The organism is Streptomyces sp. NPDC008137 (genome assembly GCF_042957035.1).
Taxonomy (GTDB): domain Bacteria; phylum Actinomycetota; class Actinomycetes; order Streptomycetales; family Streptomycetaceae; genus Streptomyces.
Genome location: NZ_JBIBHN010000027.1, coordinates 98,602 through 117,279 on the forward strand (window position 1 = coordinate 98,602; position 18,678 = coordinate 117,279).

The following is an 18,678-nucleotide window of genomic DNA, read 5'->3' on the forward strand; positions in this document are numbered from 1 at the left end:
TTACCGAAGCCCGTCGACACCGCACCGGCAACACCACATGGAGAACCTCGTAATGCCTGACCTCCCCAACGAACTCCCCACCAGCGGGATGGAGATGACCACCAACTCAGCCACCGCGCCAGCAAGGTATGCCGCTGGACCGTCCAAGGACGGCCCCATCGGCGAAGCGTCCGCCCCGGGGGTGGCGGAGGCGCTCGGGCACCAAGGGGTGCCCGAGCAGGAACATTCCGTCGCCAGCACCGCTGTGCCGCTTCCGCGTGCTGCTGAAGCCGCTGCCCTGCACCGTGTCGCCCGACGCCGCGAGCCCGATCCGAACGGCCAGCGCAAGAAGCGTGTCGACGCCCGCTACAGCGTCGACGAGAGAATCAAGATCCTCGCCAAGGCCCGGAAACTGAACGTCAGCGGTGCCTATCTCGTCGGCGCCGCGGTCATGGCCTACATCGACGGCGACCTCGCTCTGCCCGGCCAGCGCACCCCGCTCGACGACTACATCGACGAGCTGAATGCCCTCCGCAGCGAGGTCGCCAAGATCGGCAACAACGTCAACCAGATCGCCAAGAAGCTCAACTCCGGCGGCCGTCCACACCCTGGGAACACCGCAGTTCTGGACCGGGCCGAGCGCACCCTGACCGCAGTCCGTACCGCCGTCGGTGAGATAGCGTCCGCCGCGAACGAGGCCGTCGCCAAGACGGCGACCCGATGATCGCGAAGATCAGCAGCGGCAAGGACACGGCCGGCCTGATCCGCTACCTGTTCGACACCAAGAAGGCCAAGGACCACATCGATCCGCACCTGGTCGCTTCCTGGGACGGCTTCGCCCCCGACCCTGGCCGTAGCGACGACTTCGACGCCGCCAAGAGGCGCCTTGTGGCCGATCTCGACCTGCGCGTCAAGCAAGCCCGCCGACTCGGCCGAGCGCCCGAGCGGCACGTCTGGCACTGCTCGATCCGGGCCTCCCCAACCGACCGCCATCTCAGCGACGAGGACTGGGCCGACATCGCCCGCCGTGTTGTGGGGGCCACCGGCATCGCATCCGACGGTGACCCGGACGCCTGCCGCTGGGTCGCCATCCGCCACGCCCCCGATCACATTCATATCGCCGCCACCAAAATCCGAGGCGATCTGCGCACCGCACGCCACTGGAACGACTACCTCACAGCCGACCGCGAACTCGCTGCGATCGAGAAGGATTACGGCCTCCACCAAGTCGTGCGCGGTGACCGCACCGCCGCCAGGCGCCCCACCCGAGCCGAACAGGAAAAGGCCCGTCGCGCAGGCAAGGAAAGGACCTCCCGCGAACGACTGCGCACCACCGTCCGCCAACTGGTGTCCATCGCCACCAGCCCGGACGAGTTCGTCAACATGCTTGGCGACGTCGAGGGCGTCCGCGTCGACATCCAGCACTTCCCCTCCGGGGACGTACGCGGCTACAAGGTAGCCGTCGAAGGCGACACCAACGCCGCAGGTGAACCGATCTGGTTCTCCGGCTCCGAACTCGCCCCCGACCTGTCCTTCCCCAAGATCGCCGAACGCCTCACCAGCATCCAAGCCCCGCCGGTGACCGAGTCGGGCAGCCGACGCAGGCCGAGTCCTTGGCACCAGGCGACCGCTGCGGCTGAACGCATCCCCCACCACCTCGACAGGAGTGACGACACGGTCGCCCAAGCGCACATCGCGGCCTTCGCCGAGGCTCTCGACGTCCTGCCTCTGGTCGCCGCCGGCCACCACCTACGAGCACAGCTTCAGCAGGCTGCCCTCGCGTTCGAACGCGCCTCCCGCTCCCGCATCCGCGCCCAGCAGGATCAGGCCCGCGCCTTGCGCGGCGCCATTCGCGCACTGCGAACCGCACCGGTCACCGGTGACGGGACCGGCCTGGCGATGTTCCTCGACATCACCATCCTGGTCGTCATCGCAGCCGGCCGCTGGCACCAAGCCCGCAGGAACGACCAACAGGTCGCCGCCGCCCACCAGACCGTGTTCCACCTCCAGGCTGCCTACGAGCAGGCGGCGGATCGGCCGCTGGCTGTCCTGGCCCAGCACAGGCCGCCTGCCCACACCGTGGACCGCCACGCTCAGCACATACGAGCCGTGCTGCCCGAATACGCCGAGCAACTCCTCGACGACCCCGCCTGGCCGGCACTGGCCGCCACACTCACCCGAGCCGAGACAGCCGGCCACGCACCCCGGCAACTCCTTGAGCTCGCCGCCCGCCAGCGCTCACTGGATGACGCCCGCTCCACCGCCAAAACCCTCACCTGGCGCATCCAGCGCCTCGGCACAAGGCGGGCACCCAGCCAGCGAGCGCGGGCCGCACAAGCACGCAGTGCCGCGACCGCGCGAGCGACACGGTCTGCCGAACCACATGTGCCTGGCACGTCCCACCAACCCAGTGCAATGGCATCACATCCCCGACACCGCTGATTTCACCCCTGCTGATGCGCTCGCCGAGATGTCGCAGCCCGAAGTGCTGGCAAGTTTCGGCAAGTTCCTGGCTTGGCGGCTCAGTCGCGGGCAAGCTCTGGCACAGAGATCGTTACCGGCTTCCGAGGAGGACATCATGGCCCTGCGTAAGCTCGGCAAGGACCCGGAGAGTCCCAGTGGCGGTTCACCCACCATCTACCTCGACGAGGAGAAGGACAGCTACCTCGTCCAGGGGTGGAAGGTGGAGGACATCGAGCGCCTCCGCCAGATGGACATCCCCGGTCACGAGTCGGTGGTGGAGATCCCCCGGCGCATGGTGCAGTTCTTCCTGGAGGTGAAGAGGGATGACGAGGACTCCGACGTTTGAGGAACTGTTCCGCGACTGCCAGAGGACCGCGGTCCACCTGGAGATGCGCGACGCCTACATGAAGTCGGACCCGGCCTTCATCGACTGGAAGGCCGGCCAGGCCCTCGACCCCGCCGAGCGCTGGGCCGACTGGCACAGCCTCGTCACCGCCGCCACCTCCCGGGGCGTCGAAGTGCGCCGGGCACGAATTGTCTCGACGCCGGTCAGCGAGTACATCCGCTTCGAGTACGACGTGACCGAAGGGCTGAACATCGCCGCCGGCGAGGACGTCCGCTGGCTCTCGCGCCGCAGCGCGACGGATCTCGCGCTTCCGGGCAACGACTTCTGGCTCTTCGACTCCAGCCTGGTCCTCGTCAACCACTTCGACGGAGACGGCGAGAACATGGAGGTGGAGCTCACGGATGCCCCCGAGGTGGCGAAGCTCTGTGAGTCGGCCTTCGAGGCCGTCTGGCAGCGGGCGACACCTCACGCGCAGTTCGCACTGGCCTGACGGTTCGAACAGCATCCCCGCACTGACATGACCTCCCCCTCCTCAAGCGTCCAGGAAGCCCGCAAGGCACTCGGACAACGCCTCGCCGAGATCCGAAAGGCGGCCGGACTCACCAAACGATCGCTGGCCCAGAGCCTGGGTTGGCACGAGTCGAAGGCTTCGCGCTTCGAGAGCGGCGCCCGCGCGCCCTCGGAGCGCGACCTTCGCGAGTGGTGTTCCGCGTGCGCCGCAGAGGGTGAGGCAGAAGACCTCATCTCGACCGCCCGTGGAATCGAGGGCATGTATGTCGAGTGGCGCAAGATGGAGCGCCATGGGCTCAAGTGGGCGCAGGAATCCGTTCTTCCCCTCTGGGAGCGCACGGAGCGCTTTCGCATTTATTCGCCGTGGCTCATCCCAGGCCCTGTGCAGACGGCCTCGTACATCACAGCACTTCTGACCTCCATTCGTGACCGCCGAGGGCTCATCGACGATGTACCGGCGGCCGTCAAGGTGCGCGTGGAGAAGCAACAGGTCGTCTACGGCAACCACACGTTCGCCATTCTCCTGGAAGAAAGCGTTCTGCGGTATCGCATCGGCGGTACCGACGTGATGGCGGGTCAACTCGGCTACCTCCTCAGCGTCATGGCGCTCCCGTCGGTGAGCATCGGCATCATCCCCCAAGACGCCGACCGATCGGGGATCTGGCCCGTCGAGGGGTTCTTCCTGTACGACGACGAGCTGGTGAACGTCGAATTGATCTCGGCACATCTCAGCGTCGTCCAGAAACACGAACTTGCCATGTATGCCAAGACGTTCGGCGAGCTGGCCGAACTTGCCGTCTACGGCCCCGCAGCGCGTGAACTACTCACGGCGGCCATCGATTCTCTAGGGTGAACGTCGGGCAAGTTCAGGCACATTCATAGAGGCCCGGCCGCCCCTCTTCTTAGCTTTGTCATCACGGCAGAAAGCGTGCTCTGGAGGGGCCAGTGATGACTTTGGCAAGTACGGGCAAGAGGGGCGAGACAGCCAAGGATGCTGAGGGCGCCGACACCCCCATCGACGTGGACGCGATCTCCTCGCAGACGAACACCGTCCTCGGCCAGGAAATGGGCACCACGACCCGCGCGGAAATGGACCGTCAGGTGCCGGCGATCGCTCACCACCTGAACCGGTTGCTCCGCGAGGACCTGGGCGCGGACGACGACAGCGAGGTGCGCAGCCTGCTGCGCAGAGGGACCAGGCTGGTCGACCTCACCAACCGGCCGACCGCGGAAACGCCGGCCTTCGGGACTTACCTCTACCTCCGCGATGTGGCCCTTCTGACGCGGCGCCTGCTGTGGGTCTACGCCGAGCGGAACGGACTCGCGGCGCCGTGAGTGTCAGGGACGACCAGATCATCCGGGAGCTCTCCCACTACCTCCACGAGCACCCCGCCGACAGGATGGCGCTGCTGCCGGTCTACGACGCGGCCCGCGACCACTCCCAGCGCCGAGCCTGCACACACGACCGGCGCTGCCCCCTCGTGGTCACAGGAGCCGTCGTCGTCGACGAACGCAACCGCGTCCTCTGTCTGCGGCACCAGGGAGGCTATGCCCTCGCGGAGGCGGAGCCAGAGGAAGCGGACGACTCCCTCAGCGGAGCGGCCCTGCGCCTGCTGGCCGAAGAGGTCGGCATCCGGGACGTGTGGACACAGCCCGGCTCCGAAGGGCCCTTCCTGGTCGACGTGGCCAGGCCGGGGCAGCACAGGTACGGCTCTCGCCTTCGGGTCGGCATCCGCTACCTCTTCCGATCCCACTCGCGCGCCGTCTTCCCGACGGCGATCGAGACGGGTGCGGCGGCCTGGGTGCCCCTCACGCACATAGGCATCGTGTCAGTCCGCAGCCGCGTGGAACGCCACCTGATCGGAACCGGATGAGTCCCCGACACCAACAACTCGCCTACCTGGTGAGCCTCCTCGCGCTCGGCGGCTCCCTCCTGCTCGGTATCTGGAGGGGCTGATGCACGAGCGCAGGCCCGAGGAACCGCCCTCCATACCGCCCCCGCCTCGCGGAACCATAGGAAGCACCCGGCCCCCGAGCGATGTCCGCATCGGAGACTTCGTCTACCTCGACGGCACGTACCAGCGAGTCCGGGACATGCGGTCGGCCGGCACCGCAGCCCACCGCGTACTGATCTTTGCCCGGCGGGTCCCCTGGGTCATGCGAGAAGCCCGGACGACGTACCGACCCATCGGCTTGCACTGACCCCGCCCTGCTCGGGCGTCGCACCGTCACTCTCACCTCACCTCACCTCACCTCACCTCACCTCACCTGCGAGGAGCTTCGCCATGCGCTTTCGCAAGATCCATGGCGCCGGAAACGACTTCATCCTGCTCTCCGACCTCGGCCCGGACAACGACAACGACTGGCCCAAGGAGGCGGAACGCCTGTGTGCCAGACGTACCGGCGTAGGCGCGGACGGTCTGGTCATCAGCAGGCTCATCAGCGACAGCCCTGCCCTCCTCGAAATCGCCTGTTTCAACACGGACGGCTCGATCGCCACCATGTGCGGCAACGCCCTGCGGTGCTCCGCCTGGGCCGCTCACCGCGATCACGGCTTCCAGCAGATGAGCCTGCGCATGGCCGGCGTGATGCACGAGGCGGTGGTGTCCGACGACTCCGTGTGGGTCACGGCCGAAGCCGGCACGATCCTCCCTCGACGCTTACAAACCGTCATCAACGGCAGGCTGACCTGGTTCGACAGCGCCCACACCGGCACCGAACACGTAGTCGCCATCGTGGACGACGTGGATGCCGTCGACGCGGTCATGGTCGGGCGCCTCGTCCGCCACCACGCCGATCTCGCCCCACTGGGGACGAACGTCAACTTCGTCCAGTCCGCTGGCCAGCAGGAGCTGAAGATCCGCACCTACGAACGCGGCGTCGAGGCGGAAACCCTGTCGTGCGGCAGCGGGGCAGTCGCAGCCGTCGTCGTCGCCACGATGCGCGGCCTGGTGACCCGACGCGCCGTCACCGTCCACAACCGCGCAGGGGAGCCGCTCACTGTCCGGCCGCACGACGCCCGACCGAACCAAACTCACTGGGTCGGCGGCCCGGTCACCCACACCTTCGAAGGAGTACTCGCATGACTCTCTTCCTCAGCCCTAGCTCGGCCCTCGCTGTGCAGAAGGCCGCTGAAGAGCTTCGCGAGTGGGGCCAGAGCCGCCAGGGCCTCCGCGTCGCGCTTGTCTACGGGCCCGTGTCCGCCGAGGACCGGCTCTACCACTCGAAGTGCCCCATCGAACAGCGATCCGTCACCGCCCTGGCCGAAGCGCTGGAGGAGATCGGCACCTGCTGGAAGGTACTGAACCCGTGCGAGCCCGACTTCATCACGGAACTGGCCGAGTACGACGTAGCCCTCTCCAACCTGCACGGCCCATACGGTGAGGACGGCCGGCTGCAGGGCTTGCTCGACTACCTACGTGTCCCCTACTGCGGCAGCGGAGTCGGCGCATCCGCAGTGGCCGCCGACAAGATCCTCTGCAAGCGGGTGATGCTGACCCTCGGCGTCCCCACGCCCGGCTGGCACGTCTGGTCCGGCGGCCCCGTGGCCTGGAACGGGCGACCCATCATGATCAAGCCGCCCTTCGGCGGATCCAGCGTGGGCATGAGCCTCGTACGTGATCCGGCAGACCTGCCGGGTGCTCTGGCGGACGCCGCCAGCGACGAGTGCGCGCCAGTGCTCATCGAGGAGTACGTGACCGGCACACCGATGACCGTGGGACTGCTGGAGCTGCCCGGCGGCTCGGCCGTCGTCTTCCCGCCGCTGGCCACCGAGGCCACCGAAGCCGACTTCTACGACGCCGACACGAAGCTCGACGTGGACTCCAGGGGCGCTGTCACCGTGCGCACCGCCAACCTGGCTCCCGCCGCACTGGACAAGATCACCGAGCATGCCCGGACACTGTGGGACGGACTCGCGCTGCGCGGTTCGGCACGCATCGACTTCATCCTCACCGAGGACAACGAGCCGTACGTGCTGGAGGTCAACACCACACCGGGCATGTCCCGCGACAGCAACTTCGCGGTAGGAGCGGCAATGGTCGGACTCACGCACACGGACGTCGTATTGGCCATGCTCCACGAGGCCTTGGCCCGCCCGCCATACGATGTCCCCCTGCCCACTCCCGCGTTCTCCAGCACCACACCACTGACACGGGAGGCTGCCGTCTCGCCGTAGGAGCCAGCCACTGTGCCGCGAGTCCACGATGTCCCCATGTGCCGTCAACTCATCGATCCCGCCGAGTGGGATCTACACGGCGGATGGGCATTAGGGGACAGGGTCGAGTGGTCCAACCGAGCGTGCGGCCTGGCATCGCTGAGAATGATCCTGCTCGCCTACGGGTGCGAGGCACCGTCGGTCACGGAACTCCTGAGGCTCGCGGTCAAGCAGGAGGTTCTGACCCCGCGTGGAGCGCTCCACGCGGGGATCGCGAGCCTGGCGACCGACCTCGGAGTCCCCTCGACCGCCGAGCCTGTGCCCGTCGAAGATCTGACGAGGCGGCTCGACCACGCCCCGCTCATCGTTTCCGTGACCGAGCAGTTCCCTGACGACGGCCGCGCAGGCGGCCACCTCGTCATCCTTCGTGGTTACGAGGACGGCCCCGACCCAACGATCCACTTCCGAGACCCGTCCGCCTGGGGCCAGACACACGATCGAGTCCCCCTCAGCCGCGTATCCACTTCCTACACCGGCCGCGCAATCACCTTCGCGCCCCTCCCTCACAACGGAGAGTCTTGATGACCGAGACAGACGGCGACACGACCGAGGCCGCCGGCGGCCGGAGGATCGCCGTACTCGGAGAGATGCTGGAACTGGGCGACGAATCCGTCGAAGCCCACCGAGAGGTCGGACGCATGACGGCCGAGTACGGCGTCGATCTCGTCGTTGCAGTCGGCGACGCTCTCGCCAAACAACTCGCCCTCACGGCAGGAGCGGCAGGCGTGCCGGACATCGCGATGGTAGGCGACAACGCGACCGCCGCCGCCTACCTGAAATCCATCATCCGCCCCGGCGACATCGTCCTCGTGAAGGCATCACGGGGTAGCCAGCTCTGGCAGATCGCCCAAGCACTCACCGGGCAGCCCGTCACGGGCCTGTGAGGCAGCGCGGCCTTCCACATTGATGGCCAAGGGATCTAGCTGAGATCACCAGCACGTAGTCCTGGCGTCTGGCGGGTGCTACAACCGGCTGTCGGATGCCTGATACCGACCGACCTTGTGATCAGGGCCCGTACGCCGACCGTGGCGACACCCGTGAGCACCAGGAAGGAGACCACGAGGATCCAGAAGCCGAGACTCATCCGTGCCAGAGCGCAATCTCAGCCTCAATGAGCTTCTTCAGCGTTGCCGCTCCAGCGTGAGGATGGCCTTGGCGATTGACGTCATTCGATTCGGGCTGCATCGGGACCTGCGGAAGATGCGCCAGGACTTCAAGCGCGCGATGCCCCGCTCGACTGGCGCTCGTGCAGCGGCCAGTGGCCGGTTGAGGGTCTTTTCGGTGGGGGTGAGTTCCTGCAGGGGCCTGCGTTTGATGCCGGTGGTCAGCCATGGGCCGCCGCCCTGGTAGCGAGATCGGCCAGGATGGGAACGCCTTGGCGCTCGCAGATACGGATGATCCGGTGGGGGCAGGCGGCGGTCAGGTGGTGAGTGCGGCCCGGCAGAGCGGGCGAGACCCACAGCAGTCGACCGCCAACGAGGCTCCCGAGCAACGTGATTGAGACGTCAGACATCTCGATCAACAGCCTGGGGGCCTCGCTCGTTGCGCTTCACGGGCCATCACCTGATCGGTGGCCAACTCGAAGAAGCTCACTCAAGGATGAGCGGTCCGGGCGTCCAGAACGGCGAGGTCCCTGGACCCCGCCTCGCCATTACCGACCGAGCGTCACTCTCATTGCGACGACATACCTCGATGCCAGCCGCAGTCTTCATTTCGGTGTCGCATGCGGCTGGTAGCGGTGGCCGGGGCGGAACATGGAGTGAGACTCAAGGGCGACACCTGATGAGATTTTCCAGCGCGCTGAGATGAGACGTCGTACCTTGGCCTCCGCCAGGACCGGCGCAGACCGCTCGATAGGGTGACCTTGCCGAGGGCCGCCTCGGCCCCCTGCGCCCAACCGGTACGGCGCGGGTGGCCTGGGACGAGCAGGGGGTTCGGGTGGCGGATGTTTCGCCCGCGCAGGCGCTGGCCCGAGCAACGGCCGTCGGTGGGCGAGTGGCCGCCCTGGTACGACGGGAGCCCCGAGGAGACGACCAGACATGCCGCTGGGAGCTCGTCGTGACTCTCAGCGGGAGCCCCGAGGACCGGGCGGCCGCCGGGTGGATCATCGCCGACGAGATCATGCGGGAGCGCACCGGCGGGCGCCCACGGACCTACGGAAAGTGGCGCGAGGCCACCTTGAACGGGGCGAAGCTGACCGGGAAGGATCACGTCCTGGTGAAGGCATTCGCGGAGCCTGTCTTCGAAGCGGCCGCCGCGATGAAGAAGGGCAACCACGGGCTGGCCGGGTACGTGGGCGAGTGGCTCTGGTACCTCCTGACCCGCGACCTGCCCGAGGATCCGGCGCGCGCCGTGGAAATCCTCGGACCGCCGAAGGCCGCCGTCAACGACGGAGGCGGCGACGGACTCATCGTCTACCGGGAAGGCGGAACGGCCCGGGGCTTCTCCTTCCGTCTGTGGGAGATGAAGAAGTACACCGGGGAGGCGAACCAGCCGGATGGGGCGATACGCAAGGGCTGGACGCAGCTCAGCACCAAGGGAGCGACCTACCTGGGAATGCTCTCCTGGGGCGACAAACTGCTCGCTGATGACACTCGGGAGTTTGTGGGAAGTCTGGCCGACCAGTGGGTCGATGAGGAGGAGTCGGCCGGCGGCGGCGTCAGCGTCGCGCTGAACGCCACGGCGATCCCGACGAAGGCCTTCCATCTCGCGCACGAGCACTTCACCACCCACAAGCACCCCGGCGCGCTGCAGGGCCTGGTGGTGGCGATCGAGGATCTCGAGGGCTTCGCCCATGAGGTGAGGAAGTACGTGTGGACCGCACTCTAGATCCGGCTGTACTCGCGACCGCGCTCGGCGAACATCGCCCCGGCGGGGTCCTGCCCTCGGCGCAGGAACTGCTGGCTGCCATCACGCAACTGGAGATCGCCGCCTTCGGCAGGGACCAGGAGATCCCGGACGACGTGCTGGCCACGGCATGGCTCCTGCACGGGCTGGCCGCGGTAGAGCCCGAGACGCCCGGGTTCGACCCGATGCGGACCCGGCAGGCCCTCGCGGTCAGCGCGCACGTGATGGACCTGGCTCTGGCCGACGAGCGACACTCCCCCGCCGAGCGGCTGAGGATCGCTTTCGCCGCCCAGGCCGGGTACCGCAGGTGCGAGCAGGAGCCCAACGCCACCGCCGTCTACCGCCAGGTTAGGAACCTGGTGAACTTCACCTCCTCGCTTCCGGCGCACCTGGACACCCTGGCCTTGGAGGCCGGCGTCGTGTTTCTGGCATTCGACCGGCCCGACCTGAACCGGGCCCTGTCCGCCTGGCGTCGGCAGTTCGCGGAACTCCGTTGGCTGATGGACGGCGATCCGCTCGCAGGCACGATGTACGGACCTGCCGAAGCCGTCGTCGAAGCGGTCCACCTCCTGCGCCTGTTCCTCTCGTTCGGCGATCCGGACCGCCTGCAGGACGCACAGGACCTGCTGGGCAGCGTGCTCGACGGCCGGGCCGGCCGCGGTGACCCGACCGCCCGATGGGTCGCAGCCCACCTTCTCGGTCTGAGCGGCGAGATGGCCGCCAGCAGCCTGTACACGCTGCTTCCGAAGGGCACTCCGGACGCGGTCGCCCGGACCTTCGCGATGTCCGATCCGCCGGTGATGACCCTGTGGCGCCCACAGCGCCAGTTGCTGAGCCTGGAGCGGGGCAACCCGGTCGACCCCGCCACCGGCCGGAGCCTGATCAGCGTGCCCACCAGCGCGGGCAAGACGCTGATGGCCCAGCTGGTGATCTGTTCCCACCTGGCGCAGAAGCCCGGCCGCGTGGTCTATGTGTCGCCGATGCGCAGCCTGGGCCGGGAGATGCGGGCCGCGCTGCGGGGCCGGCTGCGGCTGCTGGAGCGCAAGCTGGTCGCCGAGCAGCCGGACTTCCCGCTCGCCGACGGCAGCGGCTCCCTCGTCGGGGACGTGGACATCGTGACCCCGGAACGGCTCATGCACATGATCCGCAACAACCCGGGCGCAGCGCTGGACGAGGTCAGCCTCATCGTCGTCGACGAGGCCCACCACCTCGCGCAGGGCCGGCGCGGGTTCGTGCTGGAGAGCCTGCTCGCCCTTCTGCGGATCCGCTCCGACATCCGGCTGGTGCTGCTGTCCGCCGCTGTCGGCAACCGAGCTGCCCTGGCGTCGTGGCTGGACCCGGCGCGGCCGGCGGAGGAGGTGTATTTCACCGACGACTGGCGCGGTCCGAGGCGCCTGCACGGCCTCATGTATCCGCTGCTGCTCAAGGGCCAGGCCGACCGCACCCCGCGCAAGCCGAGCCAGAAGCAGCCCTCCACCACCCGGGCCACTGTGCCGGTGGCCCCCCGGCTCGACGTCCGGCCGACCGCCGCCAGCGGCACCTTCGGCCTGACCTTTCCCGGTGTCGGCGCCAGAGCGTACGCCTCCCCCAACTCCTGGCAGTGGAAGGCTGCCACCAAGCTCACCGGCGGCATCCCCGACTACGAGGTGTTCGCCGCCGGCGCCGCCGCCCTGACCCGGGCCGGCAGCGTCCTGATGGTCGTCACCAGCAAAGTCATCGCCAGGAACGCCGCGCATGCCATGGCCGAGCACCTGGACGTCCGCCCCGAGGCGGCGGCGCTCACCGAGTTCCTGGCCGAGACCCTTGGCGAGCAGCATCCCCTGGTCGACTGCACCCGCCACGGCGTCGCCTTCCACCACGCCGACCTTCCCGACGACGTCCTCCACGCCGTCGAACAAGGACTTCGTGACGGAGACCTGCTGGCCATCGCCAGCACCACCACCCTCACCGACGGCGTCAACCTCCCGGTGCGCACCGTCATCATCAACCACACGGTCGAGGGTGATCCCACACGCGGGAACCAGCGCGGCCTCAGTCCCGCAAAACTGCTCAACGCCATCGGCCGGGCCGGCCGGGCCGGGCGCGAGAGCGAGGGGTGGGTCATCCTCACCCGCCCCTATCCGCCCCGGGCCGCGGAGTTCGAGACACTCACCCCCGACAGCCAGCGGCTCACCGTCACCTCCGAACTGCTCAGCGAAGACGCCCTGCGGTCACTCGCCCATGCCGAGCGGCAGCTGGAGAACTCGCTCGACGGGCTGTTCGGCGTGATGGGAACCGTCGCCGCCGACTTCGCCGCGTTCGTGTGGCTGGTCCTGCAGACCCACGCCGAGACCCTCCACGCGCCCGGCGACCGGCTGGGCCCAGTGCAGTCGCTGCTCGCGATAGAACAAGCCGACGAGCCTTCGGTCCCGGCCCGTTGGATGGCGCTCGCGGAGAAGGTCACCGCGGTCTACGACGCCACCGACCCCGTCTCGACCCGTCGGTGGGCCAGCACCGGAACCAGCATCGGATCCGCCCGCTTCCTCGACCAGGTCGCCCGACGCCTCGCGGAGCAACTCGTCGCCTACGCGGCCCCCGAGGACACCCCAGACGAGATCAGCATCTTCTTCGGGCCACCCGAGTGGCAGCTGGAGCAAACCCTGGACTTCCTTGCCGAGCAGGGCGCCTTCAAGGACCTCCTGCTGACGCCCGAGGCCTTCGGGAAGTGGAAGTTCACCAGCCCACACAACGAGAGCTTCAGCGTCGACGTGCCGATCGGCGACGCGATCCGGGACTGGATCTCCGGCACACCCATTCCGGAATTGGCCCGCGTCTGGGCGCCTGGCATTCTGTCATCCCATCCCCGGATGCTGGAGCTGACCGTCCAGAGCATCAAGCAGGCCTTCGAGCACGCAATCAGCTGGACAGCCGGCGCCCTGGTCAACCTCGTCAACACCCACCCCCTGCTGACACCCACCACGCCCCGCCTGTTCGCACAGACGGCCTGGCACATCCGGCACGGTGTCGACACCGAGCAGGCCATCATGCTGCTGACCTCCGGCATCACCTCCCGCCGCCTGGCCCACCAGATCGGCCGCGCCGCGGCGGAGGCCGGCATCGGCTCTGGTGAGCTCCGCACCTGGGTCGCCGATCAGCAGATCGACGGCTGGGTCACCGCGTACAAGGCCAACACGTACGAGGTCGAGGATCTCCTCGACTACGTGAGCAAGCCGACCAACCCGCTCAACGAACTGCTGCGAGGCCGCCCCGTGACCATCCCTCTTGCATGGGTAGGCCCGGGCATCGGAGACGGGCCGGTCACCCTGACCCACCCGGGCAAGAAGCCGGCGACCATCAGGGTCAACCGCGACGAGAATCAGATCGCCGCTATCCCCGCCGCCCGGCATCACGCCGTCCTCACCATGATCGACAGCGGTCTCGACCTCACACACCGCCTTGAGGCCGGGCATCTGATCACAACCTTGGCCATGGCCAGCCTGTAAGGCACCGAGGGTTGGCCGACGCCGGGCGGGTTCGGCCTCCCGGTGGCCTACTGTTCCGGGTCGTCAGCAGGGCGGTAGACAGCTCGATCGGTGTCCAGGCGCTGGAGGACGCCGTCCGCGGCGAGGTCGCGCAGGATCTGCCGGGCGCGCTTCTCGTCGACGGCGTGGCCGGTCTCGTAGAGCGCGGCGACGGAGCGCTGCGCGTCCCATTCCCCGCCCTCGCCGGTGATCGCCTCGGCGAGGCAGTCCTTCTGGCTAGCGAGCTCGCCCTGCTGGTGGGTGGCGACGGCGGCCTGAAATGCGGGAAGGGCATCAGTGCGGATGCGGTAGCCGGCGACCTTTCCGAATCCGGGGCCCTCAGCGAGGACGGGGGAGACTTGGTCCGCGATCCACCAATTGCGACGGACGCCGCGCTTCAGCGCGGCCTTGAACGCGCCGCTGCTGCCGGTGAGCTTGCCCTCGCCGTGCGGACCGCGCAGAACATCGGCGGGCACGTAACCGTCCTCGCGGGTAGCAGCCTCACGCAGGATGCGCCGGGCGGTGGCCGGCAGGGAGAGGTAGTAGCGAGAGGCAGTCTCCGGGTCGGCCCAGTCGGTGGCCGGCCCGGCGGTCTTCAGACTGCCGGCGTGTTCAGCAAGTAGAGCCAGGAGGGCCTTCTGGAAGGCGGGGGCGGGATCTTCAACGATCAGGTGGAGCTTCACGTCATTCCCATGCTAGAAGAAGCAGATAAAAGTGCATCTTGCGAGCGAGACTGTAGTGCGGAGGGTGCACGCGATACAAGCCCTTAACTTCGTTTTCCTTGGACTGAAAGATGTGAGACTGGGTGTGGCACCTCCACGGCAGGGGGCCATGGCGTACAGGCGGATGAATGTGATGGCTTCGACCGCTTCTGAGCTGTGTGAATTCGAACCGCACACTTGGGGCGCCCCGGGAGAACCGTCGGGGACTTCGACGCCTCGGGCGCCGACATTGAGCGGGACTGGGTGCGCCGCACGGCCTGCTGGGCCGGCGGAGCGGGTCCTGCTAACGCACGACCAGGTCCGCAAGAACGAGCTGCCCGCAGCCGAGGGCGAGGCCGGCGACCCGCCCTGGGCAGGGTTCGCGCGCCGGTAGGGGCCCGATCCCCGTCGGCCGGTGCAGTGGGAGGTCGGGTGCCGCTCGTAGCGACCTCCATCGCTCTACCTCGAATCACTCGCGGAATATTTTGTGCTACTGTTTCGAGGTCTGATACGAGGTGGTGTCGTGTATGGCGATCGGTGAGCTGCCAGCGCAGCCAGGGATGCTCGTGTTGGCCCGCGAGTCTCGTGGGCTGACGCAGGCCGAGGTCGCCACGGCCATGACGAAAGCGTCGCCTGGTGGCTCGACGCCGGTATCCCAGGGATACGTGAGTCGGGCGGAGGCAGGCCGTCTCGTTGTCTCCGACGAGCGCCTAGAGCTCTACGCCACTGCGCTGGGATACCCGCCTGAGCTGCTGTGCCTGGACCCGCAGGTCAACGGCATCGGAGTGGGCCTGGTCCACCATCGCAAGAAGGCATCGCTGTCCGCTTCCTCTCTACGACGCGTGCACGCTCACCTGGCTCTCGCTCGGCTGCAGTTGGACGGCTTGGCGTCAGCGGCAGCCCTGCCGAAGGCCCCACGGCACTTCTTCAGAGTCCCACTGAGCGACCTCATCACTCCCAAGGACGCTGCCCGGCAAGTACGCAAGGAGTGGGGCATGGCCCCAGGCCCGGTACCCGACATGGTCGGCGTGCTGGAGAACGCCGGGGCGCTCGTAGTCACCACTGACCTTGACAGCGACTTGTTGGACGCCGTGAGCCAGTGGGACGAGGACGGACAGCCGCTGCTGCTGGCGAACACGCGGGCACCGGGTGATCGGCGTCGCTTCAGCATCGCGCATGAGTTGGGGCACCTCGTGATGCACCCCGAACCCGGGGCCGGATCCACGCAGGAGAAGCAGGCCGATGCTTTCGCGGCCGAGTTCTTGATGCCTGCCTCCGACATCCGGGAAGCATTCGCCGGCGGCGTCGATCTGGCCAGGTTGGCGGACTTGAAGCGCATCTGGGGCACGTCAATGGGAGCGCTGTTGCGCCGAGCCCAGACGCTGAACGCCATCAGTGAGTGGCAGTACCGCAATCTCGTGATCGAAATGTCGGCGCTCGGCTACCGGACCGCGGAGCCCGTCGAGGTTCCGTCCGAGCAACCACAGCGCATCCCCGCTCTCGTACAGACGCTGCTGACCGATCAGCAGATGCCTCTGGAGGACGCGGCAGCCTGCGCACACCTGCTCCCCGAAGACTTCCAGCGCCTGTACGTCGAGGGCGCCGACTCATCATCGTCCCCGGCCATTCGAAGGTGACCATGACCGACCGCTCCGCTCCGCTGCCCCGTCCTCGCTCCGACCTGACCGAGCCTCCCGACGCCGTGGGCGTCCAAGGCCGGCCGGACGGCCTGGACATCCTGCGGGACCGCATGCTCCTCCAGGTCAGCGCCGCCAGGCTCGGCTACGTCAAGGCGCAGCTCGACGCGGGACGCAGCGGCCTCGTCCTGTGCGGAGATGACGCGGTACAGAAGGCCAGGGGATTGCGGTTCAAGGAGGGCTACGCCGGCCCACTCCTCGTCGATCCAGCCGTGTACCAGGTCAGCGCCGCAACCGAGGAGAACCCTTTCCCTTACTACGTCGAGCCCACACTGTTCCTTGACGACCCCCTGGAACTGTCGCTGGCTGAACAACGCGACGCCGGGGTAACTCTCCCCATGACCCCCACCGGCTACATCAGGGCCGAAGACTCTGACGCCCTCAGGGCAGCCGTGACCCGTGTTCGGGAACTCGACGACCCAACCGTGATCTTCGCCGTGCCCGTCGACGTCTCATGGCTGCGGGACGAGGAATCGACCCGACAGCTCACCGCGTATTTGCGAATGGTCAAGGGGCCAAAGGCGATCATGCTGGGCGGACAGATGGATCCCCTCGGCCGCTACGCCAAGGCGGTGAGCCACCTGAAGCAGCTGATCGAGGAGCTTCCCCATGCTGCGCTGCTGCGCACAGACCTCGCGGCATTCGGCGCCCTGGCCGCCGGAGCGACCTTCACCGCTTTCGGTGCGAGCAGCACATACCGGCACATCGTCGCTCCGGGCGAGAAGCCACAGACCAACAAGAAGATCATAGTCCGGTCACCGCACGTCCTGTTCCCCGACCTGATGGCCTTTTTCCTCGGCGAGAAGATCGCCAAGCGGTACGGTGGCGCCGATGACGTCCCGGTCTGCTACTGCGCTGCCTGCGACGGTGACCTGACGCTCGACGCCTTCTCCAATAACCGAGGTGGGTTGCCCGCCGCAGCGGTCGCACACAACGTCGCCGTCCTCATGGAGTGGCTGCGCACTCTCAAGGCAACCGAGCCAGGCAGAGCACGCCAAAAGTGGTGGTACGACCGCTGTCGAACGGCACTTGATCAGTACGCCCTGATCAACGCCTCCGTCAGGCATCCCCGCGGCTTCGATCCACCAGAGCAGCTCAAGCGGTGGGCCCTCACCGCGCCCACGTGGATCAGCACACCTCAAACAGCCGACGCAGACCACAAGCGCTGATACAGGTCCTCGACGAACCACCAGGCCGCAGCAGTGTGCCGACGCGGCCTGTAATCCTCGGGCTCCAGCACCATCTCAACGTCATTTCCTGCGGCGAGGAACACTCCGATGCCGTAAAAGTCCGCTTCCACCAAGACATCGTCCAGACGAGAGGGACGCCGGTCCAACAGCATCGCGCGACGACAGAAGGGCGCAAACTCAGCAGCTCGCTCAAGCCCCTGACGCCAGCCCGATGCGCGCACCACGGCGAGGTCTACCCGCAGTGGCCGTACAGCACGCCGGGTGGCAGTTTTCCGGTCTCGATCCACGGCCCCGGCTGGCAACGCCCGGACCGCGCTCCGCGCCGCTGGGTCCAAAGACGCCAGCGGAACGGGAATGCCCACCGGAAGGGTCAGCAGGCTTTCCAAGTCAGCCATGTGATCCAGTCGAGCGGCCGAGACTTCCTCGCGCCGCGCGTGCTCATCCTCATCCAACCGGTAGAAACACAGTGCCTCGACCCCAAGGACAGAGACGGTCCGAGCCTGTCCGCCCGGCTCCAGGAGAGCGCGGGAAGCCGCTCTAAAAGAACCGCCCATCAGGGAATTCGCCAAGGTCACCATGGCCCCCACCCTGCCTCACTGGGATTCGACCGCGTACAGCGGCCCCGCCGTTCATCCGACCCGTATGGGTACGGACACACCTGCCAAACAGTCCAAGCCGCCCCCCGGACACTGTCCCTCTGCGATCCTTGTCCGCATCACTGCCCCCATCAAGGGCCGGTAGACACGAAACTCGGGGGACCCCCGCACGACCCGAGGGCACATCCAGGGCACATGAGCCCGGGAAACGGCGTTGACCCGTGAGAACTACCGAGAGGAGTTTTCCCAGGTCAACGCACATTTCCTTGCGAAACACCAGGTCAACGTCCTCCCGCCCCCAATCGCTGCACGAGTGGCAGGTGCAGGACTTCTCGCATCGGCTGCATGAGGCGGGGCATCAGCCGTATTGCTTGGTGTGGCCCTGAGCCGGGGTCTCGTGGGGTGCGGGCGGGGTCGTCGGCCTGGCCCTCTTTCGTGCCGGGGAGGGGCCGTCACGCGGCCAGGGCAACGAGCCTTGAGCCGGCTCCGGCTTACTTGAGCCTTTCCTCCGGCCAGGCGCGGGGGCGACCCCTCGGCTCTAGGTCGTGTCCGCAAAGTGGCGGCATCGTTGGTTTGTTCGTGGTGCGTCGTCATGAGCTGACTGATGAGTCGTGGGCGGTGATCGAGCCGTTG

The 18,678-nt window shown here is 67.5% G+C and carries 17 protein-coding genes and 1 pseudogene; 15 read left to right on the forward strand and 3 right to left on the reverse strand.

The window, feature by feature from the left end; translation table 11 throughout:
- Positions 1-52: 52 nt before the first annotated feature.
- The 11 genes from ACFZBT_RS31820 (at position 53) to ACFZBT_RS31870 (ending at position 8,398) form a co-directional block, all read left to right on the forward strand.
- On the forward strand, positions 53-703 hold the full coding sequence (locus tag ACFZBT_RS31820; RefSeq protein WP_391110883.1) for a plasmid mobilization relaxosome protein MobC: 651 nt from the start codon (positions 53-55) through the stop codon (positions 701-703).
- Positions 700-2,421 (forward strand): relaxase/mobilization nuclease domain-containing protein, encoded by a 1,722-nt coding sequence (locus ACFZBT_RS31825; protein ID WP_391110886.1) that lies wholly within the window; start codon positions 700-702, stop codon positions 2,419-2,421. The genes ACFZBT_RS31820 and ACFZBT_RS31825 overlap by 4 nt, the downstream gene beginning before the upstream one ends.
- 136 nt (positions 2,422-2,557) lie before the next feature.
- Positions 2,558-2,788, forward strand: a complete 231-nt coding sequence (locus tag ACFZBT_RS31830) for a hypothetical protein (protein WP_391110888.1) — start codon at positions 2,558-2,560, stop codon at positions 2,786-2,788.
- The gene (locus ACFZBT_RS31835; protein ID WP_391110891.1) at positions 2,766-3,278 is read left to right on the forward strand and encodes a DUF6879 family protein; all 513 of its coding nucleotides are present in this window, start codon (positions 2,766-2,768) and stop codon (positions 3,276-3,278) included. The genes ACFZBT_RS31830 and ACFZBT_RS31835 overlap by 23 nt, the downstream gene beginning before the upstream one ends.
- Positions 3,279-3,305: 27 nt before the next feature.
- Positions 3,306-4,151: a Scr1 family TA system antitoxin-like transcriptional regulator gene (locus ACFZBT_RS31840; protein WP_391110894.1), complete on the forward strand. Its 846-nt coding sequence runs from the start codon at positions 3,306-3,308 to the stop codon at positions 4,149-4,151.
- A 95-nt stretch (positions 4,152-4,246) separates the two neighbouring features.
- Positions 4,247-4,633, forward strand: coding sequence for a hypothetical protein (locus ACFZBT_RS31845; RefSeq protein WP_391110897.1), 387 nt, complete (start codon positions 4,247-4,249; stop codon positions 4,631-4,633).
- Entirely contained in the window at positions 4,630-5,172 is a 543-nt protein-coding gene (locus ACFZBT_RS31850) for an NUDIX hydrolase (RefSeq protein ID WP_391110898.1), read from the forward strand. Before ACFZBT_RS31845 ends, ACFZBT_RS31850 begins: the two co-directional genes overlap by 4 nt.
- A 411-nt stretch (positions 5,173-5,583) precedes the next feature.
- A complete protein-coding gene (dapF, locus tag ACFZBT_RS31855; RefSeq protein WP_391110901.1) occupies positions 5,584-6,384 on the forward strand; it encodes a diaminopimelate epimerase in 801 nt (266 codons plus the stop codon).
- Positions 6,381-7,475 (forward strand): ATP-grasp domain-containing protein, encoded by a 1,095-nt coding sequence (locus ACFZBT_RS31860; protein WP_391110904.1) that lies wholly within the window; start codon positions 6,381-6,383, stop codon positions 7,473-7,475. Before dapF ends, ACFZBT_RS31860 begins: the two co-directional genes overlap by 4 nt.
- Positions 7,476-7,511: 36 nt before the next feature.
- Positions 7,512-8,036 carry a C39 family peptidase gene (locus ACFZBT_RS31865; protein ID WP_391110907.1) on the forward strand — a complete coding sequence of 175 codons (525 nt, stop codon included), beginning with the start codon at positions 7,512-7,514 and terminating at the stop codon, positions 8,034-8,036.
- Positions 8,036-8,398: a glutamate ligase domain-containing protein gene (locus ACFZBT_RS31870; RefSeq protein ID WP_391110910.1), complete on the forward strand. Its 363-nt coding sequence runs from the start codon at positions 8,036-8,038 to the stop codon at positions 8,396-8,398. The genes ACFZBT_RS31865 and ACFZBT_RS31870 overlap by 1 nt, the downstream gene beginning before the upstream one ends.
- A 237-nt stretch (positions 8,399-8,635) precedes the next feature.
- Here ACFZBT_RS31870 and ACFZBT_RS31875 read toward each other — a convergent pair.
- Positions 8,636-8,988: pseudogene (locus ACFZBT_RS31875) on the reverse strand (transposase family protein); the annotation flags it as partial.
- Positions 8,989-9,572: 584 nt separating this feature from the next.
- Here ACFZBT_RS31875 and ACFZBT_RS31880 point away from each other — a divergent pair.
- Complete coding sequence (locus ACFZBT_RS31880; RefSeq protein WP_381204641.1) at positions 9,573-10,343, forward strand: hypothetical protein; 771 nt, start codon at positions 9,573-9,575, stop codon at positions 10,341-10,343.
- Positions 10,328-13,843 (forward strand): DEAD/DEAH box helicase, encoded by a 3,516-nt coding sequence (locus tag ACFZBT_RS31885; RefSeq protein WP_391110913.1) that lies wholly within the window; start codon positions 10,328-10,330, stop codon positions 13,841-13,843. Before ACFZBT_RS31880 ends, ACFZBT_RS31885 begins: the two co-directional genes overlap by 16 nt.
- 47 nt (positions 13,844-13,890) lie before the next feature.
- On the opposite strand, the gene ACFZBT_RS31890 is transcribed toward ACFZBT_RS31885, so the two are convergent.
- Complete coding sequence (locus ACFZBT_RS31890) at positions 13,891-14,544, reverse strand: hypothetical protein (protein WP_391110916.1); 654 nt, start codon at positions 14,542-14,544, stop codon at positions 13,891-13,893.
- Positions 14,545-15,089: 545 nt separating this feature from the next.
- Between ACFZBT_RS31890 and ACFZBT_RS31895 the strand changes: the two genes are divergently transcribed.
- Both ACFZBT_RS31895 and ACFZBT_RS31900 read left to right on the forward strand, forming a co-directional pair.
- Complete coding sequence (locus tag ACFZBT_RS31895) at positions 15,090-16,199, forward strand: ImmA/IrrE family metallo-endopeptidase (protein WP_391110918.1); 1,110 nt, start codon at positions 15,090-15,092, stop codon at positions 16,197-16,199.
- 2 nt (positions 16,200-16,201) lie between these two features.
- Entirely contained in the window at positions 16,202-17,428 is a 1,227-nt protein-coding gene (locus tag ACFZBT_RS31900) for a hypothetical protein (protein ID WP_391110921.1), read from the forward strand.
- Here the strand turns inward: ACFZBT_RS31900 and ACFZBT_RS31905 are convergent.
- Positions 17,398-18,027, reverse strand: a complete 630-nt coding sequence (locus tag ACFZBT_RS31905; protein ID WP_391110923.1) for a hypothetical protein — start codon at positions 18,025-18,027, stop codon at positions 17,398-17,400. The two genes, ACFZBT_RS31900 and ACFZBT_RS31905, sit on opposite strands and share 31 nt — an antisense overlap.
- Positions 18,028-18,678 lie beyond the last annotated feature (651 nt).

Bases quoted from the DNA above. Each gene is read 5' to 3' on its own strand.
- ACFZBT_RS31900 (WP_391110921.1), top strand. From the start codon at position 16,202: ATGACCGACCGCTCCGCTCCGCTGCCCCGTCCTCGCTCCGACCTGACC.
- ACFZBT_RS31895 (WP_391110918.1), top strand. From the start codon at position 15,090: ATGGCGATCGGTGAGCTGCCAGCGCAGCCAGGGATGCTCGTGTTGGCC.
- ACFZBT_RS31820 (WP_391110883.1), top strand. From the start codon at position 53: ATGCCTGACCTCCCCAACGAACTCCCCACCAGCGGGATGGAGATGACC.
- ACFZBT_RS31835 (WP_391110891.1), top strand. From the start codon at position 2,766: ATGACGAGGACTCCGACGTTTGAGGAACTGTTCCGCGACTGCCAGAGG.
- ACFZBT_RS31825 (WP_391110886.1), top strand. From the start codon at position 700: ATGATCGCGAAGATCAGCAGCGGCAAGGACACGGCCGGCCTGATCCGC.
- ACFZBT_RS31905 (WP_391110923.1), bottom strand. From the start codon at position 18,027: ATGGTGACCTTGGCGAATTCCCTGATGGGCGGTTCTTTTAGAGCGGCT.
- ACFZBT_RS31860 (WP_391110904.1), top strand. From the start codon at position 6,381: ATGACTCTCTTCCTCAGCCCTAGCTCGGCCCTCGCTGTGCAGAAGGCC.
- ACFZBT_RS31865 (WP_391110907.1), top strand. From the start codon at position 7,512: ATGTGCCGTCAACTCATCGATCCCGCCGAGTGGGATCTACACGGCGGA.
- ACFZBT_RS31870 (WP_391110910.1), top strand. From the start codon at position 8,036: ATGACCGAGACAGACGGCGACACGACCGAGGCCGCCGGCGGCCGGAGG.
- dapF (WP_391110901.1), top strand. From the start codon at position 5,584: ATGCGCTTTCGCAAGATCCATGGCGCCGGAAACGACTTCATCCTGCTC.
- ACFZBT_RS31845 (WP_391110897.1), top strand. From the start codon at position 4,247: ATGACTTTGGCAAGTACGGGCAAGAGGGGCGAGACAGCCAAGGATGCT.
- ACFZBT_RS31830 (WP_391110888.1), top strand. From the start codon at position 2,558: ATGGCCCTGCGTAAGCTCGGCAAGGACCCGGAGAGTCCCAGTGGCGGT.
- ACFZBT_RS31840 (WP_391110894.1), top strand. From the start codon at position 3,306: ATGACCTCCCCCTCCTCAAGCGTCCAGGAAGCCCGCAAGGCACTCGGA.